Origin of the sequence: Luteibacter sp., assembly GCF_035539195.1 — a bacterium.
In the GTDB taxonomy this organism is placed as follows: Bacteria; Pseudomonadota; Gammaproteobacteria; order Xanthomonadales; family Rhodanobacteraceae; genus Luteibacter.
The window spans coordinates 138,565-164,711 of record NZ_DATLIW010000042.1; the positions used below are offsets into that span (position 1 = coordinate 138,565).

A 26,147-nucleotide genomic window follows, 5' to 3' on the forward strand; every position below is an offset into this window, starting at 1 on the left:
ATCAGTGGCCCGTGGCGGACATCAGTTGTTCGGCGATCGGCCCGAGGGCGAGCGCCGGGAGGAAGGTCAGTGCGCCGACGACGATGACGACGCAGGCAAGCAGGGTGACGAACAGCGGCGTATGCGTCGGCAGGGTGCCGGCTGTCTCCGGGACGTGGCGCTTGGCCGCCAGCGAGCCGGCCATCGCCAGCATGGCGATCGCCAGCGGGAAGCGGGCGAGGTACATGCAGATCGCCAGCAGCACGTTCCAGAAGGGCGTGTTGGCGGACAAACCACCGAACGCGCTGCCGTTGTTGTTCGACGCCGAGCTCACCGCATAGAGGATCTCGCTGAAACCGTGGGCGCCGGGATTGGCGACCGCCGCGGTACCGGCTGGGGTCATCACCGCGATGGCCGTGCAGATCACCACCAGGGCGCAGGGAATCAGCACGGCGAGGCTCGCCATCTTCATCTCGTGCGCCTCGATCTTCTTGCCCAGGTACTCCGGCGTGCGGCCGACCATGAGTCCGGCGATGAACACCGCGACGACGGCGAAGGCGAGCATGCCGTACAGACCCGAGCCGACGCCGCCGAAGATCACCTCACCCAGCTGCATCAGCCACATGGGCACCAGGCCACCGAGCGGCGTCAGCGAATCGTGGGCCGCGTTCACCGCGCCGCACGAGGCGGCCGTGGTGATCGCAGCGAACAGGCCTGACGCGGCGATACCGAAACGGGTTTCCTTGCCTTCCATGTTGCCGCCGGCCTGCGTGGCGGAAGCCTGCGCGTCGATGGCCAGCCCGTGCAGCGCGGGGTTGCCCGCCTGTTCGGCGGCCACGAGTCCCAGCGTCAGCGGCACGAAAATGAGCAGCATGGTGGCGAGCAGCGCCCACCCTTGGCGGCGGTCGCCAACCATGCTGCCGAAGGTGTAGCAAAGTGCCGCCGGAATAAGAAAGATCGCCAGCATCTCGACGAAGTTGGAGAACGGCGTCGGGTTTTCGAACGGATGCGCGGAGTTGGCGTTGAAGAAGCCGCCGCCATTGGTACCGAGCATCTTGATCGCGATCTGCGAGGCCGCCGGCCCCATCGGCAAGGTCTGCTGGCCGTGCTGCAGGGTCGCGACGTCCACGTAGGCCGACACGTTCTGCACCACACCCTGCGAAACCAGCAACAGGGCGATCACCAGGGAGAAGGGAATCAGCACGTAGAGCGTGGCGCGGGTCATGTCGACCCAGAAGTTGCCCACGGCCGCGACGCCGCGGCGGCTGAAGCCACGGATCACCGCGATCAGCACGGCGATGCCGGTCGCCGCCGAGAGGAAGTTCTGCACGGCCAGGCCGATGGCCTGGGTGAAGTAGCTCATCGTCGACTCGCCGCCGTAGCCCTGCCAGTTCGTGTTCGTGGCGAAGCTGACGGCGGTGTTCATCGCCGAATCCGGCGTGATCGCGCCGAAGTGCTGCGGGTTCAACGGCAGCCACTGCTGCGTGCGCTGGAGGATATAGACGACCGCGAGGCCGGCCACGTTGAACACCAGCATGGCGATGGCATAGCGCTTCCAGCTCATGTCCTCGTCGGCACGGATCCCGGCGAGGCGGTAGAGCAGGCCTTCCGCGCGGGCGCCGAAACGGTTCACGCGGTTGGGCGTCTCGGCGAACACCTGGGCCATGTAGTGGCCCATCGGTTTCACCAGCACCAGAAGGACGGCCAGGTAAAGGCCGACCTGGAAGAAGTCGTTCGCGGTCATTCGAACCACTCCGGCTTCAGCAGGGCGACGCAGAGGTAACCGACGAGGGCGACCGCCACCACGGTGGCAATGAACAGGACAAGGGTCATGACAGGTTCCTCAACGGCGACCGAGACGGTCGCAGATCATGAGGAAACCGATCGTCACCGCCGTAAGGACGACAACGAGAAGGACGTACAGGAGTTCCACGGGTGCGTTCCGTCGAAGAAGACGGCGCATTGTTCTCCGGGGACGATATTTCTTACGTATCGCATTCGGCAAAGGCCGTAACGTTTTCGTAAATTTTCAGCAGAACGGCTGTCTGTGGGAGCCGGCTTCTTTCTGTGGCTGCAGGAGCCGGCTTTCTTGTGGCTGCAGGAGCCGGCTTTTTGTGGGAGCCGATTCATCGGCGAAAAGCCCACGGAGCGGCTTAGCCGGAAGAGCCATCGCCGATGAATCGGCTCCCACATGAGGCCCTACCCATGAATCGGCTCCCACATGGGGCCCTGCCGATGAATCGGCTCCCACATGCGGCCCTACCCATGAATCGGCTCCTACCAGGGCATCCGTGCCCGCCTCGGGGCCGTGGGCGCCTTACTTTTCCAGGTGCTGCTGGAACAGCTCGTCGATGCGGCGGTATTCGTCGTACCAGGAGTCGGCATGAACGAAGCCATGGCGCTCCAGTGGATACAGCGACATCCAGAAGTTCTTCTTGTGCAGCTCGATGAAGCGCTGGTAGAGGCGGATCGAATCGCTCGCCAGCACGTTGTCGTCGATCAGGCCGTGCTCCATCAGCAGCGGGTCGGACAGCTTGTCCGCGTACATGATGGGCGAGCTGGTGGCGTACGCCTCGGGATCGAGCTGGGGGTCGTTGAGGATGTTGGCCGAGTATTCGTGGTTGTAGCTGGTCCAGTCGGTGACCGGCCGCAGCGCGGCGCCCGCGGCGAATTCGCCCGGAGCGCGCAACAGCGCCATCAGGGTCATGAAGCCGCCGTAGCTGCCGCCGTAGATGCCCACACGCCGGGGATCCACGTGCTGGTTGCCGACCAGCCATGCCTTGCCGTCGAGCAGGTCGTCGAGCTCCGGATGACCCATGTTGCGGTAGATGGCTGTGCGCCAGTCACGGCCGTAGCCCTTCGAGGCGCGGTAGTCCATGTCGATCACGACATAGCCACGCTGCACCAGCAGGTTGTGGAACATCTGCTCGCGGAAGTACGCCGGATACGACAGGTGCACGTTCTGCAGGTAGCCGGCGCCGTGGACGAAGATCACCGCCGGGCGCGAGGCGACGGCCGCACCGTCGGCCGGACCGTAGAACTTCGCCCAGATCGTGCCCGCGCCGTGGCTGGACGGGACCGGCACGATCTTCGGCGCGATCCACTCGCGCGCCTTGTAGGCGGGCTTGCGCGTGTCGGTCAGCTCGTGGGCCGCCGTGCCGTCCACGCCGATCGTCGCCAGCTGGGAGGGGATGTATGGCGACGAATGCAGCACGCCGAGCGTGCGACCATCCGGCGAAAGGCTGAAGTCGTCCAGGCCCTCGAAATGGGTGATACGGGTCAGCGCGCCGCCGCTCGAGGGCACGCGGTAGATGTCGTAGCTGTACGGCGCGACCTGGTTGGTCCGCACATAGAACGTCGCACCGTCCGCGCTGAGCACCGGGTGATCGGTTTCGAACCGGCCGCTGGTGATCGCCGTGGCCTTGCCGCCGAGCGGGCGCGTGTACAGCTGGGAAAAGCCGGACTCCTCGCTGAGGTACCACAGCGTGCGACCGTCGCGGAGCCAGCCGAAATCGTTACCGTCCCAGTTGATCCAGGCCTTGTCGGTCAGGCGGTGCTGGCTGACCAGCGCGTGCCGGTCGAAGTCGATCGTGGCGATCCAGCGGTCCTTGTTGTCGATCGCCCGCAGTTGCACGGCCACGTTGTGCCCGTCGTCGGTCCAGACGATGCCCGGGCTGTATTCGCCGTTGACGATGACCGGGCGGACCTTCGGCGCGGCCAGGGCGTCGGCGCGGTCACCCTTGCCGTCCTTGCGCAGGGCGGCGACGGTTTTCGCGCGCAGGTCGGCGAGCGGGTCCTCGCCGATCCCCGGCAGCTTCGCCGTGTCGAGGTCGAAACTCGCATGCGCGCGAAGGTCGAGCAGGCGAAGCGACTGCGGCGCCGGATCGTTGCGGCCGACATAGGCGCGCGTGGCCTCGGCTTCGGCATACCCGGAGTCGGTCACGTAGTGGGTGAGATCGGCGATCTTGCCCGCATCGGCGTCCTTGGGCTGGGTGACGACCAGCATCCAGCGACCGTCCGGCGACAGCGAGGTATCGGTCACCGTCACGTTCTTGCCCAGCCAGAACGGCTGGGGCGCCTGGCCGGGGTCGGCGGCAGCGAGTGCCTCGGCATCGGACTTCACCGCCTCGTCGTCCGCACGCAGGTTGCGCAGCGTCTTGAAGATGGCCTGCTGGTCGTCTTTCAGGTCGTCGGACTTCTTCGCCTTCGGGTCGTCCTTTTCTTCGAGCAGAGCCGCCTGCGATACCGGGCCGCCGGCGACCGCATAGGTGAACCAGTTGGTGCCGCTACGGAAGGAGAGCAGGCGGCCGTCGAGCGAGAAGCGGGGATCCTGCTCCTTCGCCGACGAGCGGGTGACCTGCACCGTGACCCCGGTGCCGAGGTCGCGGAGAAAGACGTCGCCGTGGCGGATGAAGGCGGCATGGCGATGGTCGCGGTCGAAGACCAGCTTCGTACCGTCGGCGTTCGCCGTGGCCTTGGGATCGAGCTGGACCGACGCGCCTCCGTTGGCCGCGACACGATAGAGATCGCGCACGGGGCTGCCGTCGCGCTTGAGCGAGTAATAGAGCTGCGTACCGTCGACGCTCCAGTAGGCATCTTCGACCGGAGCGCCGATCCAGTCCGGATTGGCCATGATCGTTTCCATGTCCAGCGGCGGTGGTGGCGCGGCGAGGGCCGGCGCGGTGGCGAGGACAGTAAGCAGGGCAGCGGCGAGTACGCGCATGAAGCGTTTTCCGGAAGCGGCAAATCGGCCGAGGATAGCGCGCCTTTGCTACGCTCGGCTCCCCTGCACCGGAGTGGTCCCCATGCGCGTACTCGTTCCCCGCCTGCTCGCCGCGAGCCTGCTTGTCGCCTGCGGCGCCCATGCCGCCACCGCCACGCCGCCGCCGACGCCCAAACACGTGGTCGCCGAGACGCTCGCCGGCCAGCCGGTGAACGATCCCTACCGTTGGCTGGAGAACCCGGACGCGGCGGAGGTCACCCAGTGGATCGACGCGCAGAACGCCTATACCGAGGCGACCATCGGCGCGATGCCACTGGGCAAGGCGCTGAGCGCGCGCATCCGCGAACTGGCGATCACCTCGACCACGCGCTCCTCGCCCACGCTGGCGGGCGGCACGCTGTTCTATTTCGAGAACACGCCGCCCCAGCCGCAGCCGGTCCTGGTCGCCAAGGCCTGGCCGGATGGCCCCACGCGCACGCTCGTCGACCTCAACCAGGGTGAGGGCAACACGGCCATCACCGAGTACTGGCCGTCGCCGAGCGGCCGTTATCTTGCCTATGGCACGGCCGAAGGCGGCAGCGAGCTGACCACCATCCACATCCTCGACACCGCCAACGGCAAGGCGCTGGGCGATGTCCTGCCCCTGGCCGGCGGCGGCACCACGCCGCAGGCACTGGCCTGGGATGCCGACGAGAAGGGAGTGACCTACGCGCGCTTCGAAACACCCAAGGCCGGTCAGACGTTGCGCGAGTTCGACGCCGTACTCGCACACCACACCATCGGCGAGCCCGCCACGAAAGACCGTACGGTATTCGGCAAGGGTTACTCGCATGTCGCCGAGTACATCCTGCTCGAAGGCAGCGCCGGCAAGTCGGTCGCCCTGCTCGCCAACGAAGGCGACGGCGGTCCGGCCGAGGTCTACCTGCGCGAGGGCAAGGGTGCCTTCGCCCGCGTGCTCGGCCACGACGCCGATGTGCGCTCGGCCGCCTGGGTGGGCGACCGCCTGTTCGTGGTCAGCTTTGCCGGTGCGCCGCGCGGCAGGATCGTCGCGGTCGGCGCGGGTGGCAAGACCACGCCCGTGCTCGAACAGGGCGAAGGCGCGATCCAGCGCGTGACGCCACTGGGCGACGGCTTCCTGGTCGTGCGCAGTGCCGGCCCCGACTGGTGGGCCGACCAGTACGACGCGAAGGCCGGCTTCGTCCGTCGCGTACCCCTGCCGGCGACCGGCGTGACCATCGCCGGAGTCGCCGCCGAGTCCGGCCAGAACAAGGCCTTGATCGCCTACGCCGGTTGGACCACGCCCACGCACTGGGCGGAATACGACGGCGCCAGTGGCTCACTGAAGACGGTCTTCGAAGTGAAGCCCGCCGCGGACTATTCGAAGCTGCGGGTGACCCGCGTGGACGGCGTCTCGAAAGACGGCAGCAAGGTCCCGGTCACCGTGATCGCAATGGACGGCATCACGCCCAACGGCAAGCGACCGACCATTCTGTACAGCTACGGCGGTTTCGGTATCCCGGTGACGCCGACCTTCATCGGCGCCAACCTCGCCTGGCTCGAGCGCGGCGGCGTGCTGGCTTACGCCAACATCCGTGGCGGCAACGAGTTCGGCGAGGCCTGGCACGAGCAGGGTCAGAAACTGCACAAGCAGACCGTGTTCGACGATTTCTACGCCGCGGCGCAGGCCGTGGTCGCCGCGAAGTGGACCGACAGCAAACACCTCGGCATCCTCGGCGGCAGCAACGGCGGCCTGTTGATGGGTGCGGCGCTCACCCAGCATCCGGAGCAGTATCGCGCCGTGGTCGGCGCCGTCGGCATCTACGATGTACCGCGCCATGAAACCGCCTTCGCCAACGGCCCGTACAACGTCAGCGAGTACGGCACGGTGACCGACGACGCGCAGGCGAAGGCCACGCTGGCCTGGTCGCCCTTGCACAACGTCAAGAAGGGCACGGCGTATCCGGCTGTCCTGCTGACCACGGGCGCCAACGATCCCCGCGTCGCCCCCTGGCAGTCGCGCAAGTTCGCCGCCGCGCTGCAGGATGCAACGAGTTCCGGCCAGCCGGTGCTGTTGCTGACACGCATGAACGCGGGGCATGGTATCGGGGCGCCCTTCAGCCAGCGCGTCGGCAATGCGGCACTGTCGATGACGTTCTTCGCGACGGAGCTGGGGCTGGGGGAATAGCAGCATTGCCGTCTGCCGAACAGAGCGTCGCCGCTGAAGCGGCTCCCACAGGGAGCGAAGGGCGTCGCCGCTGAAGCGGCTCCCACAGGGAGCGAAGAGCTTCGCCGCTGAAGCGGCTCCCACAGGGAGCGAAGGGCATCGCGGCTGAAGTGGCTCCAACAAGAAGCGAAGGGCGTCGCCGCTGAAGCGGCTCCCACAGGGAGCGAGGGGCGTCGCCGTTGAAGTGGCTCCCGCACGGAGCAGCGTGTCGCTTTTTGTGGGAGCCGATTCATCGGCGAAACGGCGCCCGCCGTAACACTCAAACAAGGAAGCTTTCGTGATCGTCTCGGACCTGTTCACCCTGCCCGCCTTCGTCGCGTATCTCGCGCTGGGCATCTTCTACTTCGTCGCCTTCGTGGTGACCTACATCTGGATCACGCCGCAACGCGAGATGGCGCTGATCCGCGACGGCAACGTCGCCGCGGCGATCAGCCTCGGCGGCGCGGCGATCGGCTTCGTGCAACCCTTGGCCAGCGCCATCGCGCACAGCGTGAGCCTCACCGACCTGGCCCTGTGGGGCCTGGTCGCATGGGTCGTGCAGTTGCTCACTCACTTCGTGCTTCGGCTACTGGTGCGCGACCTGCGCCGGAAGATCGAAGAGGACGTGCGGTCGGTCGCCCTGTTCGTCGCGGTCGTCGCGATCTGCGTCGGCGCGCTGAATGCCGCCGCGATGTCCTACTGAGGCAGGCATCATGTCTAACAAAGGGAAGTCGACACCTGTCGTCAAGCGGAACACCGCGGCACTCAATCCTGTCACCGCCTATCGCCACCCTTCGTTCTACCCCGAGCAGGAACCACTGACGCGCAAGCGCACGGTCGCCATCACCCTGGGGGTGCTCGGTGCGGCGGCGGTTGGCTTTGCCACCCTCGGCGGCAAGGACGTGCAGCGCAACAGCTACAACTCGCAGGAGGACTGCGAGCACGACTACGCCACCGGCCAGTGCACGCGCGAGCAGCCTGTGGGGGGCGCCACCGGATCCGGTGGCGGAGGCTACTCGGGTGGCTACCACTACTACGGTCCCTGGTACCGCAGCGACTGGCGCAGCGGTCCGATCAAAGGCGATCCTGGCCCTGGCCGCAGCTACGCATCCGGCGGGGGTTTCAGCGGCCACGGTCCGACCGGATTCGATTTCGGCAGCCGCGGCGGCTTCGGCTCGAGCGGACGCGTGTCCGCGCGGGGCGGCTGATGCGTCGCCAGACCATCGGGCCACGCGACGACTGGCAAGGCAAGGTCGAGGCCCTCGGCTTCGGTTTTCACACCATCGATGGCCAGGCTTACTGGCGTGAAGATGCGTGTTACGTGTTCGACGAAGCCGCGGTGGACATGCTGGAAGCGGCGACCGCCGAGCTGCACGGCCTTTGCCTGGACGCCGTCGATCGCATCGTCCGTACCGGTCGCTACGCCGACCTCGGCCTCGACGATCGCGCTGCGCGACTGATCGAGCGAAGCTGGTTCGATCGCGATCCCGCCCTGTATGGCCGCATGGATCTCTCGTTCGATGGTCGCTCACCGCCGAAGTTGCTCGAATACAATGCCGACACCCCGACATCGCTTTTCGAAGCTTCCGTGGTGCAGTGGTACTGGCTGGAGGATGTCGCACCCGATGCGGACCAGTTCAACTCGATCCATGAAAAGCTGATCGAGCGCTGGCGCGTCGTCGGCGGTGGTCCGCGTGTTCACTTCGCCGCGTGTTACGACAACCCCGAAGACGCGACGACCACGGACTATCTTCTCGACACCTGCACGCAGGCGGGGCACGCGGTCGAAGCGCTCGATATCGAATCGATCGGCTGGTCCGGCAAGGCATTCATCGATCTGGCCGACCGCCCGATCGACCGGCTGTTCAAGCTGTATCCGTGGGAATGGCTGATGAGCGAAGCCTTCGCCCAGCATATTCCCGCGAGCGGAACGCGCTGGATCGAGCCGCCCTGGAAGATGCTGCTGTCGAACAAGGCGATCCTGCCGATCCTCTGGGAGTACTTTCCGCGCCATCCGAACCTGCTACCCGCGAGCCGGCGTCGCGAGGACGTCGAGGGCGCGGTGGTGGCCAAGCCCTACTGGGGTCGCGAAGGCGAGGGCATTGTCGTGCTGGGGCCCGGCGAGCGCGGGGTCGGCTTGCCGTCCCAGGTCTACCAGGCGCTCGCGCCGTTACCGGTGTTCGACGGCAGGCATGCGCTGGTGGGTTCCTGGATAATCGGCGACGAGCCGGCGGGTATCGGCATCCGCGAGGACGACGACCGGATCACACGGAATACCAGCTGTTTCGTGCCGCACTTCTTCAGGGTAGGCGAGCAAGAGCATCGCCGATCAATCGGCTCCTGCCGAGCCGGCGGGGGCCGACGCCTGGCATGTGCGCCGACGCCCGGCATGTAACATGTCGGGCCTTGCCAACGAGGACGCCACGATGCCCCTGCCCACCGTCGAAACCGAAACCAAGCCGTCGCCGACCTGGTCGGTCATCTGGCTGCACGGCCTGGGTGCCGACGGCAACGACTTTGCGCCCATCGTGCCGGAACTCGTCGACGCGGCATGGCCGGGCGTGCGTTTCGTCTTTCCGCATGCGCCGGTGAGGCCGGTGACGGTCAACAACAACGCGCCGATGCGCGCCTGGTACGACATCAAGGGCCTGGCCATCGCCGACAAGCAGGATGCCGCGGGCATTCGCGCCTCCATCGATGAGGTGGAAGCGTTGATCGCGCGCGAGGCGGAGCGTGGCGTGCCCGCGTCGCGGGTCATCCTCGCCGGTTTCTCGCAGGGTGGGGCGATGGCCCTCTCGGCGGGGCTGCGTCACCGCGAGACGCTGGCCGGCCTGATGATCCTTTCGGCCTACCTGCCCCTGCACGACACCATCGAAGCCGAGCGGGCCGGTGCGAACCATGCGACGCCGATCTTCTGGGGACACGGCACGGCCGATCCCATCGTCCCGCTGGCGCTTGGCGAGCACTCGCGACAAGCACTCGAAGCGCTCGGCCATCGCATCGACTGGCATACCTACCCGATGGCTCACCAGGTCAGCCTGGCGGAAATCGCCGACGTACGCGCCTGGCTGAGCGAACGTTTCGCCGGCGCGTGATCGGCTACGCGGCGAGGTGACCGGGCATCCGGCATACTCCCCGCATGCCTGTGACCCCCTCCGAGACGACCGCCGTACCGCGTCCGCCATCGGCACCGCTGCCCGACTTCTGCAGCCTGCCGGTGCTGTTCGCCTTGCTCGTCGTGGGTGCGCTTACGGTCACGCTGATGTGGCTCGCACCCGGCGGCTCGGGCAACTTTCGCGACTACTGCATCGCTGTTCTTTTCACCAGCTGGCTCGCCGTCCTGCTGACCGTCCTGCTGTGCAAGCTGCGCGCAGGGATGCAACGCCTGGCCGGCCTGCTTCCCTATGCGGCGGTCTGGCTGCTGCTGGTCGCGACGGTCGGGATCAGCGCGGGGGTGCTTGGCTGGATGGACCAGAGCCTCCTGGTTGGGATCACGCCCTCGCCGACCAGCCGTTTCGTGCGCGACAGCATGATCGCCACGGGCCTGCTGGGCGCGGGCCTGCTGCGTTATTTCTTCGTCGTCGCGCAGTGGCAGGTACGCGTGGCGGCCGCCGCACAGGCGCAGGTCGCTGCGCTGCAGGCACGCATCCGTCCGCACTTCCTGTTCAACAGCATGAACGCCGTGGCCGCGCTGATCCGCGTCGATCCCGATGCCGCCGAGCGTACCGTCGAGAATCTGGCCGAGCTGTTTCGCGCGGCGCTGGGCAGCGACCCGGAATCCGTCGGCACACTGGGCGAGGAGCTGACCCTCGTCGATCGCTACCTGGATATCGAATCGCTGCGCCTCGGCGATCGGCTGCGGGTGGAGCGGCATATCGATGTGCCCTCCGAACTGCCGATGCCGCGACTGCTCTTGCAGCCTCTGGTCGAGAACGCCATCCGCCACGGCGTGCAGCCCAATCGCGGGGGTGGGACGATCCACCTTGCCGGCCGTCGGCTTCCCGGGGGGGTCGAGATCGTCATCGCCAATCCCGTCGCCGATGGGGCGCCCACGCCGGGCACGGGCCACGGCTTGCGCAACGTCCGCGAACGCGTTCGCTTCCATTACGGCGAGCGAGCCAGCGTGCGGGTGGAAACCGTGGACGACCGTTTCATCGTGACCGTTTTCCTGCCGGAGTCCGCGAATGCGCGTACTGATCGCCGATGACGAACCGCTGGCACGGGCCCGACTGGGCACGCTGCTTGCCCGTCGCGCCGATGTGCAAGTGGTCGGCAGCGTCGCCGACGGTGAAGCCGCGCTCGAGGCCTGCGCCACGCTGCAACCCGACCTGATCCTGCTCGACATCGAGATGCCCGGCCTCGGCGGCACCGCCGTGGCACGCCGCCTCGCCGAAACCCCGACGCGACCGCAAGTGGTGTTCTGCACGGCGTACGAACAGCACGCGCTGAGCGCGTTCGACCTCGGTGCGACGGACTACCTGCTCAAGCCCGTGCGTGCGGAACGCCTGGACGAAGCCCTCGATCGCGTGGCGACGCGCTTGCGTCCCGCTCCGGTCGCCCAGCCGGCCTGGCTGCGCGCACGCAGCGGTGCCGACGAAGTGCGCGTACGCCTGGACGACGTGCTCTACCTGCTGGCCGACGAGAAGTATGTGGCCGTGCATCACGGCGGCGGCATGTGGTTGATCGACGAATCCCTGCGCCAGCTCGAGACCATGCACGGCGACCGGCTGGTCCGGCTGCACCGGAACTGCCTCGTCCCGCGTGAGCGGCTGCTCGGCCTTCGAACGTTGAGCGACGGCCGTGTGCTGGCACGCCTGTCCGGGACCGAGGTCACGCCGGAAGTGAGTCGGCGCAACCTGCCGGCCGTGCGCCAGCTGCTCCGGGCCGACGCCGACTGACGTGCACGACCGGGCCGAAACGCGGGACAATCCCGCCTCGACCGATCGACCGCCAGGATAGAGATGACCGCACCGCTTCGTATCGCCACCCGCAAGAGCGCCCTGGCCCTCTGGCAGGCGGAGCACGTCGCCACCCTGCTGCGCCAGGCGCACCCGGGACTCCAGGTGGAGCTGGTACCGCTGTCGACGCGAGGCGACGAGATCCTCGACCGATCGTTGGCGACCATCGGCGGCAAGGGTCTGTTCCTGAAGGAGCTGGAGGTCGCGATGCTCGACGATCGCGCCGATATCGCCGTGCATTCGCTCAAGGATGTGCCGGCGGAACTGGAACCGGGCTTCGTCCTCTCGGCCATTCTTCCGCGCGCGGATGCGGCCGATGCCTTCATCAGCAATGCCTACGCGAACCTCGCCGAGCTACCGCATGCCGCGCGTGTGGGCACCTCGTCGCTGCGTCGCCAGGCGCAACTTCGCGCCGTGCGTCCAGACCTTCAGTTACTCGATCTGCGCGGCAACGTGAACACACGCCTGGCCAAGCTGGACGAAGGTCACTACGACGCGATCATTCTGGCCTGCGCGGGCGTCGAGCGCCTGGGCATGGGCCAACGCATCACCGCGCGCCTCGCCAGTCCCGACTGGCTCCCCGCGCCGGGCCAGGGCGCGATCGCCGTAGAGTCGCGCGCCAGCGATACCCGTGTCAGCGAGTTGATGGCGGCGCTGGGCGATCCGGAAACGCAGATAGCCGTGGACGCGGAGCGCGCCATGAACGAACGACTGGGTGGCAGCTGCGCCGTGGCGATCGGCGCATGGTGCGTTGTCGCCGAGTACGGCCTGACCTTGCATGGCATGGTGGGCAATGCGCATACGGGCGAGTTGTTGCGTGCGCAGGCGGATGCAAAGGGCGATACGCCGGTGGAGCTTGGCCACGAAGTGGCGGCGATGCTCATCGGGTTGGGGGCCGGGGCGTTCCTGCAGCCTCAACGGTGAAGCATTGCCGCTCTCGCAGAAAACATCGCCGATGAATCGGCTCCTACCGCGCGGCGTACGCCAACCTGCCTGGTAGGAGCCGATTTTCGGCCATAGGGTGCCAGCGTCAGAAGTTATAAACGAGGTTCGTCGTCATCAGCTTGTCGGTACTGACCGTACCCGGCTGCGTGTCGCTGTTGTAGCGAATCTGGTAGCCGAGCTTCAGCGCCATCTTCTTGGTCATGCTGACCGACAGGCCGATGTCGTTCTGGTAGTACTGGTTCTTCGAGCCCGCTTCGACCAGCAGCGTGTCTTCCAGCGCCGTGTTGTCGGTGAGGCGGTACTTGCCGTTGATCAGGCTACGGGCGACCACTTCGCCTTCCGTATTCGGGGTATAGGGCACGGAGACAGGCGCGCCGGTTGCCGGATCGACCACGGGCGTGCCATCGGCGTTGAGTTCCGGACGCGTGGACTTGGCCGGCTGGTAGCGCTTGTAACCGGGACCGACTTCGAACGACAGCTCGGCGCGCTCGTTCTTCAGGGCGACGTAACCGTAACCGACGGAGATGATGCCCTGCCACAGGTTGGCGCCGAAGTCGTCGTGCTCGTAACGGGCGGCGGTGACGATGTAGCTGCGCGGATCGAACTTGTAGCCGACGGAGGCCCCGGTGTCGTACCGGTTGGCCGTGGTGCTGAACTTGTCGATCGTGTTGCCGTCGGCATCGGTGACCGAGGTTTCGCCCTTCGAGCGCAGGCCGTTGAGGTAGATGTTGTTCTTCCACAGCTCGTTTTCCTGGTTAAGGCCGAGCTTGGCGTTGGCATTCTCCGTGTGCGAGTTGCCGCGCGACGACGCGAAGCCGAACTCGCCGGAGCCGCTCCAGCCGCCGTTCTGCGCCGAGTTGGAAGCCGGTGCGGCGGCACCGCCGCCCGTATCGGCGGAGGCAGGGGCGGGAGCACTGGTGTTGGCGTTGGCGTCCTGCGCCGACGCGGTGAACGGCAGCGCGGCAAGGACGAGCGTGGCGATCAGGAGTTGTTTCATCGTCTACCCGGATGTGGAGAAATAGTTGGATGTGTCGTCAGGCCACGACGAGCTGCGCGTACGCCCGCCCGTAGAGCCGCTGCTCGAGACATTGACCGATAACGCAGCTTAACGCGGCCAAACCAGCGGCCGGGGCCAGCAGGCGGCCGGCGGGGTGTGACACTAACAGGAGACAGGGCAGGCCGACCGAGAGCACCGCCACGCCGACGCGACCGAGCAGCAGACGCGCCGCGATCCCGCCGGTGGTCACGCGATCGGGCACGCCTCGCTCCTCGGCCAGCTGCCGTAGCGCGCGCCAGCGCATCCCTTCGACGATGCCCAGCGCCAGCGCCACGGCGAGAAGGCCGAGTCGCCAGGGCGTGAGCCGGTCGGTCTGCGTCTCATTTTGCAATGCGACGCAGACCCAGAACCACAGGCCACCCGCGAAGAGGGCCGATACCGTGCGACCGACGGGCTGGGTATTCGCTACCGCGGCGAGGGGGGCGGCTAGCCGACGCGAGGCGCTGCGCGCGGTGTAGACGACGGTGGCGAGGGTGCAGATGGCAAGGATGCCTCCCGCCAGCCGGGTCGCCCAGAAGTCGTTACCGCCCCGCGCCAGTCCCGCCAGGGCGAGCATGGGCAGGTAGTTCGCCATGGCGACCAGGCCTTCGACCGTCGGCATCATCCGCCGGGCTGGATTCCAGCCGTGCCAGTCCCGTGCGAACGTGAAACGCAGGCAGGTCGCGACGAGACCGAGGCTGACCAGGACCAACCCGACAGACAGCGGCACCAGCACCTCGCCGCGGCCATCGGGGTAGAGCCCCAGCGCCGTCGAGCCGCCCAGCACCATCCACAGCCCATAACCGGACGCCGTGGCCGTCTGGATGACCACGAGGGGGGCGGTGAACAGGATGTCGGCGTCAGGAGCGTCGCCCGGCGGATCGTGAGGATCCACCCGGGCCGGGCCTGCGTGCTCGGGTTCCGCCATGGTCGGGGGAGGCCTTCGGCGAATCGCAAAGCAGCATTTTTGCGCCTTATGGCTCCCGGCGCAAACCGAGGCGCGCGCTGCCCCCCTCGAATGGCCGAGTCTCACGTCCCTTGCGGACGGCCAGCACCACCGCCATGCTTGAGCTGCGTAGATACGGGCGTCACGCCCGCGCGGACACACTTCCCGAAGCACCATCCAGCCGGCGATACCCATGGACCGCTACGAGCGCATTCTCACCCTGCACCGACTGCTCAAGTCAGCGCACTATCCCGTGCCGCTGTCCCGGCTGATGGACGAGCTCGAATGCTCGCGAGCCACGCTCTATCGCGATGTCGCCTTCCTTCGCGATGCGCTCGGCGCGCCGGTGCAGAGCGTCGCCGGCGAACAGGCCTCCTTCCGCTACGACGCCGCGGAGGCCGATAGCTTCGAACTGCCCGGCCTGTGGCTGACCAGCGACGAGCTGGCCGCGCTGATGGCCCTGAACGAACTCATCGGCCGCTCCGATCCCGGCGTGCTCGCCGGGGCGCTTGCACCGTTCAAGGCGCGCATCGAACGACTGCTCTCCGATCACGGCAGCGGCAAGGCGTTGCCGGTCGACCGCATCCGGGTCATCTCCTGGGGCGCGCGCAAGATGGACCAGCAGGTGTTCCGCATCGTCGCGGGCGCGACACTCGAGCGTCGCCAGCTGACCTTCCGCTACCGTGCGCGTACCACCAACGCCGATTCCAAGCGGACAGTGTCGCCGCAGCGGCTGACCCACTATCGCGACAACTGGTATCTGGATGTCTGGGACCACGACCGCGAAGCCCTGCGCAGTTTTGCGGTGGACCGCATCGCCGACCCGCAGTCGCTGGAGGCCAGGGCGAAGGATGTCGACGACGCCGAGCTCAACGACCTGCTCGCCTCGAGCTACGGCATCTTCGCCGGCAAGCCGAAGGCCTGGGCGACGATCCGCTTCTCATCGCACGCCGCGCGCTGGGTGGCCGACGAACACTGGCACTCCCAGCAGAAGGGCGAATCGCTGCCGGACGGTCGCTACGAACTGAAGGTGCCGTATTCGAACTCGCGCGAGTTGCTCATGGACGTGCTCAAGTACGGACCGGATGCCGAGATCGTCTCCCCGTTGCCGCTGCGCGAAGAGATGAAGATCCTTCTTCAGCTGGCTTTGACCGGCTACCAGAACACGTCGAACAACCACCACTGAGTGCCGCCGCTAGATGAGTGAGATCGATATCGCGGATCCGGGCGCCTTGCCCGCCGCCAGCGGCATGCCGCGAAAGCCGCGCGTCGCCCTTGCGCTGGGTGCGGGTGCGGCGAAGGGCCTGGCCCATATCGGTGCGCTGGAAGTACTCGAAGAGCGCGGATTCGAGGTCGTCGCGATCGCCGGCACGTCGATGGGTGCGCTCATCGGCGGCATCTACGGCATGGGCAAGCTCGATGTCTATCGCGACTGGGTGTCCACGCTGGCGCGCTTCGACGTGCTGCGACTGGTCGACTGGAGTTTCTCCGGCGGTGGCTTCATCAAGGGCGACCGGATCATGGCCGCGCTACGCGAGCTGATCGGCGAGGTGAATATCGAGGAACTCGCTATCTCCTACACCGCGGTCGCCACCGACCTGGATCGCGAGCGCGAGGTATGGCTGACCAAAGGGCCGCTGTTCGATGCGATACGCGCGTCGATCGCCATCCCGACGCTGTTCCGTCCTTATGTCCACGACGGCCGTCGCCTGGTGGACGGTGCGTTGCTCAACCCGCTGCCGGTGCTGCCGCTGATGCGCGAAGACGCGGACTACGTCATCGCCGTGAGCGTCGACGGCGCGGCGGAGATGCAGAGGCCGCCGGAGAAGGACGTCACCGTGACGACCGACGAAGGCTACACGGCAAAGCTCGGGCGCCTGATCGGCCGTGTGCTGCCCGGGTCGGATGGCAAGCCGAAGCTCAGGGATCCGGGCGCCTTCGACCTGATGACCCAGGCCATGGACCTGATGCAGGCCAATCTCTCGCGACTGCGCCTCGCGGCGTATCCGCCCGATGTGCTGATCGAGATCCCTCGCAACGTGTCGACGGTGTACGAGTTCTACCGGGCGCGTGAACTGATCGAGCTGGGCAGGGAACGGACGGCGCGGGCGCTGGATGCATGGCATCCGAAAGAGTTAGGGAATCGCCGCTGAAGCGGCTCCCACAAAAGCCGCTTCCACACAGGACCCACTCTGTGCGGAGCCACTCCATGTGGGGACCCGCTCCATGTGGGGATCCGCTCCATGTAGGGATCCGCTCCATGTGGGGATCCGCTCCATGTGGGGATCCGCTCCATGTAGGAATCCGCTCCGTGTAGGGACCCGCTCTGTGTGGGAGCCGCTTCAGCGGCGATGCTCCAGGCCTCACACCTCTTCAGTGCGCGTAACCTTCGCCCGTCGCATCAGCCAGGCCACGCCACGCAAGTCGGCGAGGCCCACCCAGAGCCGGTCCAGCATGCCGTACTTCGACGTGCCCGCCGTGCGCGGTCGATGGCCCACCGGTACGCTCTGGCTGGCATAGCCGGCGCGCTTCACCAGGGCCGGCAAATAGCGATGCATGTGATCGAAGTAGGGTAGGCGCAGAAAGGTCTCGCGCTCGAACAGCTTCAGGCCGCAACCGGTGTCCGGGGTGCTGTCCTGAAGCATGCGCGAACGCACCGCGTTGGCGACCTTCGACGAGATGCGCTTGTTGAAGCTGTCGCGGCGGGTGACGCGCCAGCCGGCGAACAGCTTCAGGTCGGGCGAGCTATCGCGCGCGGCGAGCAGCTTCGGGATATCGGCCGGATCGTTCTGGCCGTCGCCGTCGAGCGTGGCGATCCACGGTGCACGGGCGTTACGCACGCCATTCCACACGGCCGTGCTCTGCCCGCTGCGGGTGATATGGCGTATGACGCGCAACTCGGGATACTGCGCCTTGGCCGCCGTGAGTACCGCGACGCTGTCGTCGGTGCTGTCGTCGTCGACGTAGATGATCTCGAAGTCGATCCGGCCGCGCAGGGCCGAGGCGATCTCGGCGAGGAGGGGCGGGATGTTGTCACGCTCGTTGAAGACGGGCACGACTACGGCGAGTTCGGTCATCGCGATTCCGGGGTGGCTCGATTCGGGGCGGCATTATCGCCCAACCGGCCCGTGATGGGGCCGACCTCGCGGCGTTCGTTCAGATCTGGCCGACGGTCTGCGCGGCCGGACCCTCGATCGCTGCCCGCCAGCCTCGCTCCGCGGCGTCCATCGCGCCCCGGCTGGCGCCGCGCTGGGCGAGCACCACCAGGGTGCCGCCAGGCAGCGGCATCTGCCGGCCTTCCCAGCCGTCCCGCTCGAAGGTAGCGAAACGGGTGTCCATCTTGCCCGGCATGTAGAGGGCCACGACGGGCTCGTCGCCTACGCGGGTGACCAGATGCACGGCCGGATAGGGTCCAACGGTGCAGTCGCGCACGTAGGTCACCCCGGCCGGCATCGGCCCCTTCAGCCGGGTCGCACGGCCGACGAAGCCGGCTTCGACCTGGGCATCGCTCATCGGCCGGGTCAGGCTGAGCGCGTCGATCTCGCCGGGCATATGGGCGACGGCAAGGGCCGGCAGCGAGTTGAGATCGCTCTGACGCCACATCATGCCCACGCCGGCAAAGGCGATGACCACCGAGGCGGCCATGGCCATCCAGGCGCGTCGCCGGCCCATCTGGCGGCGACGCTCGCCCGTGGCCTGGGCCAGCAGGACGCGCTCCACGAGGCCTTCGGGCACCGGGATGGCGAGGGCCGCTTCGAGGTCGTCGTCGAAACGCTGGGCACGTTGCCAGAACGCGGCGCAGCCGTCCTTGCAGCTGTCGCGATGGGCGAGCAGTTCGGGGGCACGCGAGCGTGGTTCGGCGCCGATACGGCGGCGGAATTCGAGGCAGTTCATTTCCGGCCTCCTTCAGCCGCGGCGCGTCCGCCGAGCAGGTCCTTCAGACGCTGGCGGGCACGGAACAACTGGGTCATCACCGCACCTGGCTGCTGGTCGGTGGCGGCGGCGATCTCGTCGCAGCTCATGCCGCCGAGCACCTGCATCGCCAGGGGCTCGCGGTATTTATCGGGCAGTTTCAACATGGCGTCGCGCACCTGGGCGGCATCGCCACTGCGTTCGGGACTGGCGAATGCGGCCTCTTCGGGCACGGTATCGTCCAGTTCCACCGTATCCAGGCGCTTTCGTTCATAAAGACGCGCATGTTCGCGTCGCAGGATGGTGATCAGCCAGGGCTTGGCGGATTCGGCGTCGCGCAGGGAGTCGAGGTTCTTCCAGGCACGCAGGAAGGTTTCCTGGACCAGGTCCTGGGCCACGGATTCGTTGCGCGACAGCCAGAAGGCAAACCGGTAAAGGTCGGCCGACAGGGCGCGCACCATCGCTTCGTATTGGCGCTGCTTCGGGTTCACGTCCTTATGGACCGGCGGCATGCCTTTTTCCTTTCAGAACCGACCTGCCAGATCCGCGCTCAGCGGACCTTGGTCAGGATGCCGTCGAGTTCGTCGAGGCTGTGGTAATGGATGACCAGCTTGCCCTTGCCGCCGCGCCCATGGGCCAGCTCGACGCGGGTGGCGAAGCGCTCGGCCAGCTCGCGCTCGAGGTTGGCGATGTTCGGGTCGGTCGGATTGGCCTTGGCCTTGCCTTTCGGTGCCAGCTGCGCCTTGCGGGCGGCTTCTTCGAGCTCGCGTACGGTCCAGCCATGACGCGCGGCTTCGAGCGCCAGCGGCTCGGCGATCGCATGCGGCAGGGTGAGCAGGGCGCGCGCGTGGCCCATTTCCAGCTTGCTCTCGTCGAGCAGGGTCTTGATCGACGCCGGCAGGTCGATCAGGCGCAGCAGGTTCGAGACCGCGGCGCGCGAACGGCCGACCGCATCGGCCGCCTGCTGGTGCGTGAGATCGAACTCGTCGATCAGGCGCTGCAGGGCCTGGGCTTCCTCCAGCGGGGTGAGCTCCTGGCGCTGGATGTTCTCGATCAGCGCCATGGCGAGCACGGACTGCTCCGGCACGTCTTTCACCAGCGCCGGGATCTCGCTCATGGAGGCGCGCTGCGCGGCGCGCCAGCGGCGCTCGCCGGCGATCAGCTCGTAGCTGTTCTTGCCGATGGCGCGGACCACGACCGGCTGGATCAGGCCCTGGGCCTTGATCGATGCCGCCAGCTCGTCGAGCGCTTCGTCGTTCCAGTGACGGCGCGGCTGGTACTTGCCGGCCTGGATCTGGTGGATGGGCAGCAGTCTCAGCTCGCCTTCCTGCTCGACGATCGACGGGCTGGCATCCGGGCCGGTACCGCCGCCGAGCAAGGCATCCAGGCCTCGGCCAAGTCCACGTTTCTTCGCTGCTGCCATCGGGAATTCCTTAAGGTGCCGTCGGGGCCGTGTCCGTGGCGTCGGGCGCCGCGTCGTCGGTCTCGGGGGTATCGCTTGCCGCGCCCTGTGCCGCGTGCATGGCGCGTTCGCGGCGAATGATCTCGCCGGCGAGGCCGATGTAGGCGATGGCGCCACGCGACCCGCGATCGTAAAGATGGATCGGCTGACCGTGGCTGGGCGCCTCGGCCAGGCGCACGTTACGCGGAATGATCGAGCGCAGCACCTTGTCGCCAAAGTGCTGGGTGAGCTGGGCCGAGACCTCGTTGCCGAGGTTGTTGCGCACGTCGTACATGGTGCGCAGCAGGCCCTCGACCTCGAGCTCCGGATTCAGGCGCATGCGCACGGCCTTGATCGTATCGAGCAGGCTCGACAGCCCCTCCAGCGCAAAGTATTCGCACTGCACCGGAATGAGCACGCCGTCGGCCGCGGTGAGCGCGTTGAGCGTCAGCAGGTGCAGCGAAGGCGGGCAGTCGATCAGGATGGTGTGGTAGTTGTCCGCGACCTTGGCGAGCTGTTCCTTCAGGCGGTGCTCGCGCGCCATGCCGTCCATCAGCTTCAGCTCGGCGGCAGTGAGATCGCCATTGCCCGGCAGCAGGTCGTAGCCGGCCTCGGTGCGCACCAGCACGCTGCCGATCTCCACTTCACCGAGCAGCACTTCGCAGCCGTTCGGCTTGGCCTCGTGCTTGTCCACGCCCGACGCCATGGTGGCGTTGCCCTGCGGATCGAGGTCGACAAGCAGCACCTTGCGCCGCGCGGCGGCTAGGGCCGCAGCGAGGTTGACGGAGGTGGTGGTCTTGCCGACGCCGCCTTTCTGGTTGGCGACTGCGAGGATGCGGGCCATGGAGGGTCGTTATCTACCGAGCGCGGAAGGGGCGCTAGCGTAGCACTGTGTGGGAGCCGCTTCAGCGGCGAAGGGTGCTGGCGATCACGCCCGGCGAATAACGACCAGATGCCGTTCGCCCTCGACGCCCGGCACCGTCAACGCATGAATCCCCTCGACGATAAACCCGGCCGGCACCCCATCCAGTTCCTCCGCCGGATGCTTCCCCTTCATCGCAAGCCATACGCCACCCGGCGCCAGCAGGTGTCCGCCCCAGCCAAGCATGTCGGCGAGGCTGGCGAAGGCGCGGGCGGTGATGCAGTCGAACGTTCCCTCCACATCCTCGACCCGGCTCTGCAGCGCGCGCCCGTTGGTCAGCTTCAGTGAGCGGATCGCCTCGCGAAGAAAGCGGACCTTCTTGCCGTTGGAGTCGACCATCAGCACTTCACGCGCAGGCTCGGCGATCGCCAGCGGGATGCCCGGCAGCCCCGGACCGGTGCCCAGGTCGGCGAGGGTGGCCCCTTCGACGAAGGGCACGATGGCCAGTGAATCGAGCAGATGGCGCGCTACCATCTCGTCCGCATTGCGCACGGCGGTGAGGTTGTATGCCGAGTTCCAGCGCTCCAGCAGCTCCCGGTAATCGAGCAGGCGCATCACGGCGCCCTCGGGCAGGGCGGTGCCGAGCGTGGCGATACCGCGTTCGAGCTGGGTTTGCAGGGCTTCGCGCGCAGTCATGCGACACCGGGGAAAGGCGATGGGGCGCAAGAGTATGAAAGCGCCGGCGCGAAGGCGCCAGCGCCGGGGATCAGGCGGCGTCCAGCTCGACGCGGGTGACCAGCATGCCGCGCGAACGCAGCGAGCCGTTCATGGTGTGCTTGAGCTGGGTGCCGACGGCGCGGCGATCCGCCGAATGGGCCGAGCTGGCGTCGCGCAGGGCGGCGACGACGTTGCTACGGATCATCTCAGGGGCTTCATCGAACACTTCGTCGGCCGCTTCCGGCTCGAGCACCTGCCAATAGACCGTGCCGCCGTCGAAACGCAGCACCTGGCCGCCGAGGTCGATCTTGTGGAAAACGCGGTCGATGACCGGCACGAGCACGTGGGTGCCGGCGGTGAGCAGCGATGGCGAGCGGCCGAACCGGCGCACGCTGTAGACCTGACCTTCCGGGATGCGTCGCACCGAAGCCGCCGCAAGAGCGAAGGCAACGACCGTGGTGGCAATGAGGATAGTGGTCAACATGGCTGCGATATCAACGAGTTATCGTGTTTTCCTGTCGCACCGCATGGCGAGACGCGCCAACGCGGTGATTCGTGAGGTGTTAATTCTAATTTAACGATGGGGTTAACGCTAGTTTTACCAACCCCCCGTATTCAGTTAACGGTCGGTTTGGTCAAAACTTGAGCAGCTGGCGATTTGTTGACCAGCCGGGGCCCCCGTATGAAATTGACGCCCCGGCGCTAAATGATAATAATTATCAATCAATCATTTCCCCGGTCACCCGAATGAATCTTCTCGGCTGCGCGGCGGCCTTCGTCGCCATGGCGCTTGCTTACCTGGCCGCGCCGAACCAGCGCCTGTTGAGCCGTCCGCTCGGGCGCGGGGCCCGCCTCGCCGCCGGCGTCCTCGCCGCCGTCGCGTTCGCCGCCTGGATCGCGGGGGAAACGTCGCTGCCCGGGACGGTCGCCGCGCTTGCCGCGCTGATGCTCGGCGCGGTCGTCTTTCCTTATGTCGCCTGGCTCGTCCGCCCCGCCGCCGAGCGGAAGCCGCGCTGATGCTGGCCAAGACCTTCGCCGGCATCCTGCTCGGCCTGCCGCTGGCGCTGGCGCTGATCGCCTTCGTGATCTGGGTCTGGCCGGGCTCGAGCGAATCCGTGACCTTGCCTCTCCTGGTCGCCTTCTTCCCGGTATGGACCGGGATCATGGGTGCCACGTATCTGTTCCGCAGCGGTGCGCACGCCTGGGCCTGGCTTGTCCTCGCCAACCTCGTCGCGTTCGGCGCGCTGATCCTCGCCAAGCACACGATGCCGGGGCTCTGATCCGATGAAGGCCTCGACCATCCGCACATTCACCGTCGTCCACACCTGGACCGGCCTGCTCGCCGGCTTCGCGCTGTTCATCGCGTTCTATGCGGGCGCGCTGACCATGTTCCACGACGACATCGATACCTGGGCATCGCCCCGCGCCGAGATGGCTCGCGCCGGTGCGATGGAGCGCGCGGCGAAGATGCTCGAGGACATCGTCGCGACGCACCCCGGTGCGCGCGATCAGATCGGCGTGACCTTCCCGGCCGATCATCCGTCGCACAAGGTGGCCGCCTACTGGATGGACAAGGGTGGCGACTGGAGAACCCAGTCGCTCGACGAAGCCGGCGCGCGCGATGCCGAAGACCACGAGCATGGGCTTGCCGACTTCGTCTACGAGCTGCATTACGACCTCGGCATCCCCGCGATCGGCATCTACCTGATGGGCATCGTCAGCGTGATCTATGGCCTGGCCCTGCTCACCGGTCTGCTGATCCACCTGCCCCATCTCGTACGCGAACTGTTCGCCCTGCGTCCCGGTCACAACCTCAAGCGGCTCTGGCAGGACGCGCACAATGTCATCGGCATCCTCAGCCTGCCCTTCCACATCGTTTTCGCCATCACCGGCGCACTGCTCTGCCTGACCATGGTCATGCTCATGGCGTTCAACACGGTGGCCTTCGACGGCAAGCTCATGCCCGCGTTCGAGCGCATGACCGGCGCGATGCCGGAGGCGACGGCCAAGGGCGGCACCGCGGCGATGCTGACGCCGGCCGAGCTCGGCGCCCGTGCACGTCGGGCCGCTCTCGCCTCCGGTGCCGCAAGCTTCGAACCCGACTACATGCGTTACGTGCACTACGGCCAGCAGGGTGCTGCCGCCGAAGTACGTGGCACCTCGACCAAGACGCTTGGCGAATACGGCATGGTCTCGCTCGATGCCATCGACGGCCACGTGTTGCAGGTGCAGGTGAGCGGCGCGCGCGATGCCAATCATGCGACCTATGCCGCCATCTTCGGCCTGCACTTCGGATCCTTCGGCAATGTGTCGCTGCGCTGGTTGTACTTCTTGCTCGGTCTTGCCGGTGCGTTCCTGTTCTACTCCGGCAACCTGCTTTACATCGAGACGCGGCGTAAGCGTCGTCAGGCCGGGCAACCGATGAAGGTACGTGCCATGGCCACCGCCACCGTCGGCGTATGCATCGGCACGTGCTTCGCCATCTCGGTCACCTTCCTGGCTAACCTGGTCGGTCCGCTGTTCGGCGCCACGCCGGAGGCGATCGTCCAGCCGGTGTGTTTCACCGCGTTCGCGGCCGCCGTGCTCTGGACCCTCTGGCGGCGCCCGGCCAAGGCCGCGGTGGACCTGCTCTGGGCCACGGCCACCGTGAGCGCCCTCGTCGGCCTGCTCGACATGGCGATCCATGGCGATCGCCTGATGCGCACGTTGGCCGACGGCCGTTTCGCCGTCCTCGGCGTGGATCTTGTCGCCATCGCCATGGGGGTAGGGTTTGCGTGGCTCGGCGTCGCCACCCGCAAACGCGCGGTGGAAGGCGATCCGTGCAGCGTCTGGTCGTCGAAGCGGGCCGTCGCCGCTGCAACCGCGTCGACCAAACCGTAGCAAGCCTGATTCTGGAAATTCCGGTAGAGCGGCTCTCCCTCTGTGGGAGCGGCTTCAGCGGCGATGGCGTCACCCATTCTTCAAGAGCCGCAAAAGCTACATCCGTCAAACAAGCGATGACATGTAGCTCCGAAGTCGGGTCCAAACCGAGCGCTTCGTCGAGATACTTGACGCTTCCCTTGTATGCGTCAGGCGCACAGTTCGGACGCTATTGTCCAAATCTATCGGCAATTAGCCGAGCGACAAAGAAATAGGCCAGCGCCACAGCAACAACTATCGGCCCGCTCAGATAGAGCTGTATCCAGTCTCGTACGAATCCAATCGGGAGGCAGAAGAGAAAGTATATCCACCTTTTCTTCATTGACGGCAGCCGCACGCATCTCCACCGGCACCGTAGATCTTCTTAAAAACCGCACTCGTCGCTTGGATGCCTAGTTGCGGAACGAGCAGGTCCTTGATCGCTTCCTCATGGGCGACGATTCGCGAGTCAATCTTTACCAAACGATTCACGGTCTGCGAGCGGCGAAATTGAGACGCAAGCTTTGATATTGCTTTGCCAGACGTAAAGGCTTTCTTTCCGACGGATAGCCATCCCGGTGCGAACGCCCCACCTGCCGCCGCAATGCCAATGTTGGTGAAGCTGTAGTTGTGGTAATCCAGAAGGTCGCATCCGTTGCTGTAGTTGTCGTATGCCTGGACTGCAGCCTCCACGGCAGCGCCAATGACTGCACCGACGAATGCGAACTCGCCCGAAGGATCGGTGTGCCTGAGCGGGGACCCATTCGCATAAAGATACGGATTAATCCCCCCAGCCAACCCGATCGGATCGGCCTGCACATACCGCCCCGATGCCGCGTCGTAATCACGAAAGTAGTTGTAATAGAGCCCCGTCACCGCGTCATAGCGCTGCCCCGGAAAGCGCAGATCGAACACGAAGCGCGCCCCGTCCGCGTCCGGGTCTTCATCCGGCAAGGCCGTACCAAACGGATCGTCGCTCGGCCGCCAGCGCCACAGCGTGGCTTTCCTCACCGGATCGATCACCGCGCGCGGCGAGCCGAGGTGATCCGGCTCGATGTAGAGCAGCTTGCCGTTGTCGACGAGGCCGACGAGGTAGTTGTCCATCCACACGGCCTGCCGTGTGATCTTGCCTGCGCTGTCGTAGTCGGCGAGCCAGTGGCCGGCTTCGTCGTAGAGGATCAACGAGGTCTTCGCGCCGGCCGTCTCGGTACGCAGGATGCGCTGGTCCGCTGCATCGTAGCCGTACGTCACCAGCGAGCGGCCTTGTTCCGTCACCGAGCCAAGGCGACCGGCTGCATCAGGCGCGAGCGTGGCATCACCGATCGCAATCGTATTGCCGGGTTCACCTCGTACTCGACATATGGCGCGACGTCGTCTGCCAGTGCGTCGGTCGTTGTTAGCGACAAGGCAAGCGCATACAACGCCCCAGGCGCAATCCTTCGCATACATCCATCCATCGGGTAGGTGAGGGCGCGGAGTCTAGGTAGGCGAAGTGCCGCTGTCTGTCATCCCAGTGCAGAAAGTCGA

The 26,147-nt window shown here is 66.6% G+C and carries 26 protein-coding genes; 13 read left to right on the forward strand and 13 right to left on the reverse strand.

The genetic code is table 11. The annotated features are described in order from the left end of the window. Position 1 precedes the first annotated feature (1 nt). From kdpA to VM621_RS19405, 3 genes are all read right to left on the reverse strand, one after another. The gene (kdpA, locus tag VM621_RS19395; protein ID WP_325470610.1) at positions 2-1,723 is read right to left on the reverse strand and encodes a potassium-transporting ATPase subunit KdpA; all 1,722 of its coding nucleotides are present in this window, start codon (positions 1,721-1,723) and stop codon (positions 2-4) included. Next, positions 1,720-1,812, reverse strand: coding sequence for a K(+)-transporting ATPase subunit F (gene kdpF, locus VM621_RS19400; protein WP_325470611.1), 93 nt, complete (start codon positions 1,810-1,812; stop codon positions 1,720-1,722). The genes kdpA and kdpF overlap by 4 nt, the downstream gene beginning before the upstream one ends. Positions 1,813-2,296: 484 nt before the next feature. Beyond that, entirely contained in the window at positions 2,297-4,702 is a 2,406-nt protein-coding gene (locus VM621_RS19405) for a S9 family peptidase (protein WP_325470612.1), read from the reverse strand. An 82-nt stretch (positions 4,703-4,784) separates the two neighbouring features. Here VM621_RS19405 and VM621_RS19410 point away from each other — a divergent pair, with 82 nt between their 5' ends. The 8 genes from VM621_RS19410 to hemC all read left to right on the forward strand — a co-directional run bounded on the left by VM621_RS19410 (position 4,785) and on the right by hemC (position 12,787). Then, on the forward strand, positions 4,785-6,887 hold the full coding sequence (locus VM621_RS19410; protein WP_325470613.1) for a prolyl oligopeptidase family serine peptidase: 2,103 nt from the start codon (positions 4,785-4,787) through the stop codon (positions 6,885-6,887). A gap of 316 nt (positions 6,888-7,203) precedes the next feature. Next, the gene (locus tag VM621_RS19415) at positions 7,204-7,608 is read left to right on the forward strand and encodes a DUF350 domain-containing protein (RefSeq protein ID WP_325470614.1); all 405 of its coding nucleotides are present in this window, start codon (positions 7,204-7,206) and stop codon (positions 7,606-7,608) included. Positions 7,609-7,618: 10 nt separating this feature from the next. Further along, the gene (locus VM621_RS19420; RefSeq protein ID WP_325470615.1) at positions 7,619-8,113 is read left to right on the forward strand and encodes a hypothetical protein; all 495 of its coding nucleotides are present in this window, start codon (positions 7,619-7,621) and stop codon (positions 8,111-8,113) included. Continuing rightward, positions 8,113-9,300 carry a glutathionylspermidine synthase family protein gene (locus VM621_RS19425; protein WP_325470616.1) on the forward strand — a complete coding sequence of 396 codons (1,188 nt, stop codon included), beginning with the start codon at positions 8,113-8,115 and terminating at the stop codon, positions 9,298-9,300. The genes VM621_RS19420 and VM621_RS19425 overlap by 1 nt, the downstream gene beginning before the upstream one ends. A 31-nt stretch (positions 9,301-9,331) precedes the next feature. Next, complete coding sequence (locus VM621_RS19430; protein ID WP_325470637.1) at positions 9,332-10,000, forward strand: alpha/beta hydrolase; 669 nt, start codon at positions 9,332-9,334, stop codon at positions 9,998-10,000. Between the two features lie 44 nt (positions 10,001-10,044). Beyond that, complete coding sequence (locus VM621_RS19435; RefSeq protein WP_325470617.1) at positions 10,045-11,112, forward strand: sensor histidine kinase; 1,068 nt, start codon at positions 10,045-10,047, stop codon at positions 11,110-11,112. Continuing rightward, positions 11,090-11,803, forward strand: a complete 714-nt coding sequence (locus VM621_RS19440; protein ID WP_325470618.1) for a LytTR family DNA-binding domain-containing protein — start codon at positions 11,090-11,092, stop codon at positions 11,801-11,803. The genes VM621_RS19435 and VM621_RS19440 overlap by 23 nt, the downstream gene beginning before the upstream one ends. A gap of 63 nt (positions 11,804-11,866) precedes the next feature. Beyond that, entirely contained in the window at positions 11,867-12,787 is a 921-nt protein-coding gene (gene hemC / locus VM621_RS19445; RefSeq protein ID WP_325470619.1) for a hydroxymethylbilane synthase, read from the forward strand. 106 nt (positions 12,788-12,893) lie between these two features. Here the strand turns inward: hemC and VM621_RS19450 are convergent, their stop codons facing one another. Both VM621_RS19450 and VM621_RS19455 read right to left on the reverse strand, forming a co-directional pair. Continuing rightward, positions 12,894-13,805 (reverse strand): DUF481 domain-containing protein, encoded by a 912-nt coding sequence (locus VM621_RS19450; RefSeq protein WP_325470620.1) that lies wholly within the window; start codon positions 13,803-13,805, stop codon positions 12,894-12,896. Positions 13,806-13,842: 37 nt separating this feature from the next. Next, positions 13,843-14,739, reverse strand: coding sequence for a hypothetical protein (locus VM621_RS19455; protein ID WP_325470621.1), 897 nt, complete (start codon positions 14,737-14,739; stop codon positions 13,843-13,845). Positions 14,740-14,983: 244 nt separating this feature from the next. On the opposite strand from VM621_RS19455, the gene VM621_RS19460 reads away from it, so the two are divergent. Together VM621_RS19460 and VM621_RS19465 are read left to right on the forward strand one after the other, a co-directional pair. Continuing rightward, on the forward strand, positions 14,984-15,976 hold the full coding sequence (locus VM621_RS19460) for a YafY family protein (protein WP_325470622.1): 993 nt from the start codon (positions 14,984-14,986) through the stop codon (positions 15,974-15,976). 13 nt (positions 15,977-15,989) lie between these two features. Then, positions 15,990-16,943, forward strand: coding sequence for a patatin-like phospholipase family protein (locus VM621_RS19465; protein WP_325470623.1), 954 nt, complete (start codon positions 15,990-15,992; stop codon positions 16,941-16,943). A 210-nt stretch (positions 16,944-17,153) separates the two neighbouring features. On the opposite strand, the gene VM621_RS19470 is transcribed toward VM621_RS19465, so the two are convergent. The 7 genes from VM621_RS19470 to VM621_RS19500 form a co-directional block, all read right to left on the reverse strand. Further along, the gene (locus tag VM621_RS19470) at positions 17,154-17,867 is read right to left on the reverse strand and encodes a glycosyltransferase (protein ID WP_414674578.1); all 714 of its coding nucleotides are present in this window, start codon (positions 17,865-17,867) and stop codon (positions 17,154-17,156) included. A gap of 79 nt (positions 17,868-17,946) precedes the next feature. Further along, the gene (locus tag VM621_RS19475; protein ID WP_325470624.1) at positions 17,947-18,684 is read right to left on the reverse strand and encodes a DUF3379 family protein; all 738 of its coding nucleotides are present in this window, start codon (positions 18,682-18,684) and stop codon (positions 17,947-17,949) included. Then, positions 18,681-19,214 carry a sigma-70 family RNA polymerase sigma factor gene (locus VM621_RS19480; RefSeq protein ID WP_325470625.1) on the reverse strand — a complete coding sequence of 178 codons (534 nt, stop codon included), beginning with the start codon at positions 19,212-19,214 and terminating at the stop codon, positions 18,681-18,683. Before VM621_RS19480 ends, VM621_RS19475 begins: the two co-directional genes overlap by 4 nt. A 38-nt stretch (positions 19,215-19,252) precedes the next feature. After that, on the reverse strand, positions 19,253-20,125 hold the full coding sequence (locus VM621_RS19485; RefSeq protein WP_325470626.1) for a ParB/RepB/Spo0J family partition protein: 873 nt from the start codon (positions 20,123-20,125) through the stop codon (positions 19,253-19,255). Between the two features lie 10 nt (positions 20,126-20,135). Then, on the reverse strand, positions 20,136-20,987 hold the full coding sequence (locus tag VM621_RS19490) for a ParA family protein (RefSeq protein ID WP_325470627.1): 852 nt from the start codon (positions 20,985-20,987) through the stop codon (positions 20,136-20,138). A gap of 84 nt (positions 20,988-21,071) precedes the next feature. Beyond that, positions 21,072-21,701, reverse strand: coding sequence for a 16S rRNA (guanine(527)-N(7))-methyltransferase RsmG (rsmG, locus tag VM621_RS19495; protein WP_325470628.1), 630 nt, complete (start codon positions 21,699-21,701; stop codon positions 21,072-21,074). Positions 21,702-21,771: 70 nt separating this feature from the next. Then, on the reverse strand, positions 21,772-22,206 hold the full coding sequence (locus VM621_RS19500; protein ID WP_325470629.1) for a hypothetical protein: 435 nt from the start codon (positions 22,204-22,206) through the stop codon (positions 21,772-21,774). A gap of 263 nt (positions 22,207-22,469) precedes the next feature. Here VM621_RS19500 and VM621_RS19505 point away from each other — a divergent pair, with 263 nt between their 5' ends. From VM621_RS19505 to VM621_RS19515, 3 genes are read left to right on the forward strand one after another with little or no spacing between them, the layout of a single operon-like run. After that, the gene (locus VM621_RS19505) at positions 22,470-22,739 is read left to right on the forward strand and encodes a hypothetical protein (protein ID WP_325470630.1); all 270 of its coding nucleotides are present in this window, start codon (positions 22,470-22,472) and stop codon (positions 22,737-22,739) included. Beyond that, complete coding sequence (locus VM621_RS19510) at positions 22,739-23,002, forward strand: hypothetical protein (protein ID WP_325470631.1); 264 nt, start codon at positions 22,739-22,741, stop codon at positions 23,000-23,002. Before VM621_RS19505 ends, VM621_RS19510 begins: the two co-directional genes overlap by 1 nt. 4 nt (positions 23,003-23,006) lie before the next feature. Next, entirely contained in the window at positions 23,007-24,602 is a 1,596-nt protein-coding gene (locus VM621_RS19515; protein ID WP_325470632.1) for a PepSY-associated TM helix domain-containing protein, read from the forward strand. Between the two features lie 357 nt (positions 24,603-24,959). On the opposite strand, the gene VM621_RS19520 is transcribed toward VM621_RS19515, so the two are convergent. Continuing rightward, positions 24,960-26,069: an RHS repeat-associated core domain-containing protein gene (locus tag VM621_RS19520; RefSeq protein ID WP_325470633.1), complete on the reverse strand. Its 1,110-nt coding sequence runs from the start codon at positions 26,067-26,069 to the stop codon at positions 24,960-24,962. Between the last annotated feature and the right edge of the window lie 78 nt (positions 26,070-26,147).

Excerpts from the sequence above, each read along its gene's own strand:
- kdpA (WP_325470610.1), bottom strand. The coding sequence starts at position 1,723 with ATGACCGCGAACGACTTCTTCCAGGTCGGCCTTTACCTGGCCGTCCTT.
- kdpF (WP_325470611.1), bottom strand. The coding sequence starts at position 1,812 with ATGACCCTTGTCCTGTTCATTGCCACCGTGGTGGCGGTCGCCCTCGTC.
- VM621_RS19405 (WP_325470612.1), bottom strand. The coding sequence starts at position 4,702 with ATGCGCGTACTCGCCGCTGCCCTGCTTACTGTCCTCGCCACCGCGCCG.
- VM621_RS19410 (WP_325470613.1), top strand. The coding sequence starts at position 4,785 with ATGCGCGTACTCGTTCCCCGCCTGCTCGCCGCGAGCCTGCTTGTCGCC.
- VM621_RS19420 (WP_325470615.1), top strand. The coding sequence starts at position 7,619 with ATGTCTAACAAAGGGAAGTCGACACCTGTCGTCAAGCGGAACACCGCG.
- VM621_RS19425 (WP_325470616.1), top strand. The coding sequence starts at position 8,113 with ATGCGTCGCCAGACCATCGGGCCACGCGACGACTGGCAAGGCAAGGTC.
- VM621_RS19430 (WP_325470637.1), top strand. The coding sequence starts at position 9,332 with ATGCCCCTGCCCACCGTCGAAACCGAAACCAAGCCGTCGCCGACCTGG.
- VM621_RS19435 (WP_325470617.1), top strand. The coding sequence starts at position 10,045 with ATGCCTGTGACCCCCTCCGAGACGACCGCCGTACCGCGTCCGCCATCG.
- VM621_RS19440 (WP_325470618.1), top strand. The coding sequence starts at position 11,090 with ATGCGCGTACTGATCGCCGATGACGAACCGCTGGCACGGGCCCGACTG.
- hemC (WP_325470619.1), top strand. The coding sequence starts at position 11,867 with ATGACCGCACCGCTTCGTATCGCCACCCGCAAGAGCGCCCTGGCCCTC.
- VM621_RS19450 (WP_325470620.1), bottom strand. The coding sequence starts at position 13,805 with ATGAAACAACTCCTGATCGCCACGCTCGTCCTTGCCGCGCTGCCGTTC.
- VM621_RS19460 (WP_325470622.1), top strand. The coding sequence starts at position 14,984 with ATGGACCGCTACGAGCGCATTCTCACCCTGCACCGACTGCTCAAGTCA.
- VM621_RS19465 (WP_325470623.1), top strand. The coding sequence starts at position 15,990 with ATGAGTGAGATCGATATCGCGGATCCGGGCGCCTTGCCCGCCGCCAGC.
- VM621_RS19470 (WP_414674578.1), bottom strand. The coding sequence starts at position 17,867 with ATGACCGAACTCGCCGTAGTCGTGCCCGTCTTCAACGAGCGTGACAAC.
- VM621_RS19475 (WP_325470624.1), bottom strand. The coding sequence starts at position 18,684 with ATGAACTGCCTCGAATTCCGCCGCCGTATCGGCGCCGAACCACGCTCG.
- VM621_RS19480 (WP_325470625.1), bottom strand. The coding sequence starts at position 19,214 with ATGCCGCCGGTCCATAAGGACGTGAACCCGAAGCAGCGCCAATACGAA.
- VM621_RS19485 (WP_325470626.1), bottom strand. The coding sequence starts at position 20,125 with ATGGCAGCAGCGAAGAAACGTGGACTTGGCCGAGGCCTGGATGCCTTG.
- VM621_RS19490 (WP_325470627.1), bottom strand. The coding sequence starts at position 20,987 with ATGGCCCGCATCCTCGCAGTCGCCAACCAGAAAGGCGGCGTCGGCAAG.
- rsmG (WP_325470628.1), bottom strand. The coding sequence starts at position 21,701 with ATGACTGCGCGCGAAGCCCTGCAAACCCAGCTCGAACGCGGTATCGCC.
- VM621_RS19500 (WP_325470629.1), bottom strand. The coding sequence starts at position 22,206 with ATGTTGACCACTATCCTCATTGCCACCACGGTCGTTGCCTTCGCTCTT.
- VM621_RS19505 (WP_325470630.1), top strand. The coding sequence starts at position 22,470 with ATGAATCTTCTCGGCTGCGCGGCGGCCTTCGTCGCCATGGCGCTTGCT.
- VM621_RS19510 (WP_325470631.1), top strand. The coding sequence starts at position 22,739 with ATGCTGGCCAAGACCTTCGCCGGCATCCTGCTCGGCCTGCCGCTGGCG.
- VM621_RS19515 (WP_325470632.1), top strand. The coding sequence starts at position 23,007 with ATGAAGGCCTCGACCATCCGCACATTCACCGTCGTCCACACCTGGACC.
- VM621_RS19520 (WP_325470633.1), bottom strand. The coding sequence starts at position 26,069 with ATGTATGCGAAGGATTGCGCCTGGGGCGTTGTATGCGCTTGCCTTGTC.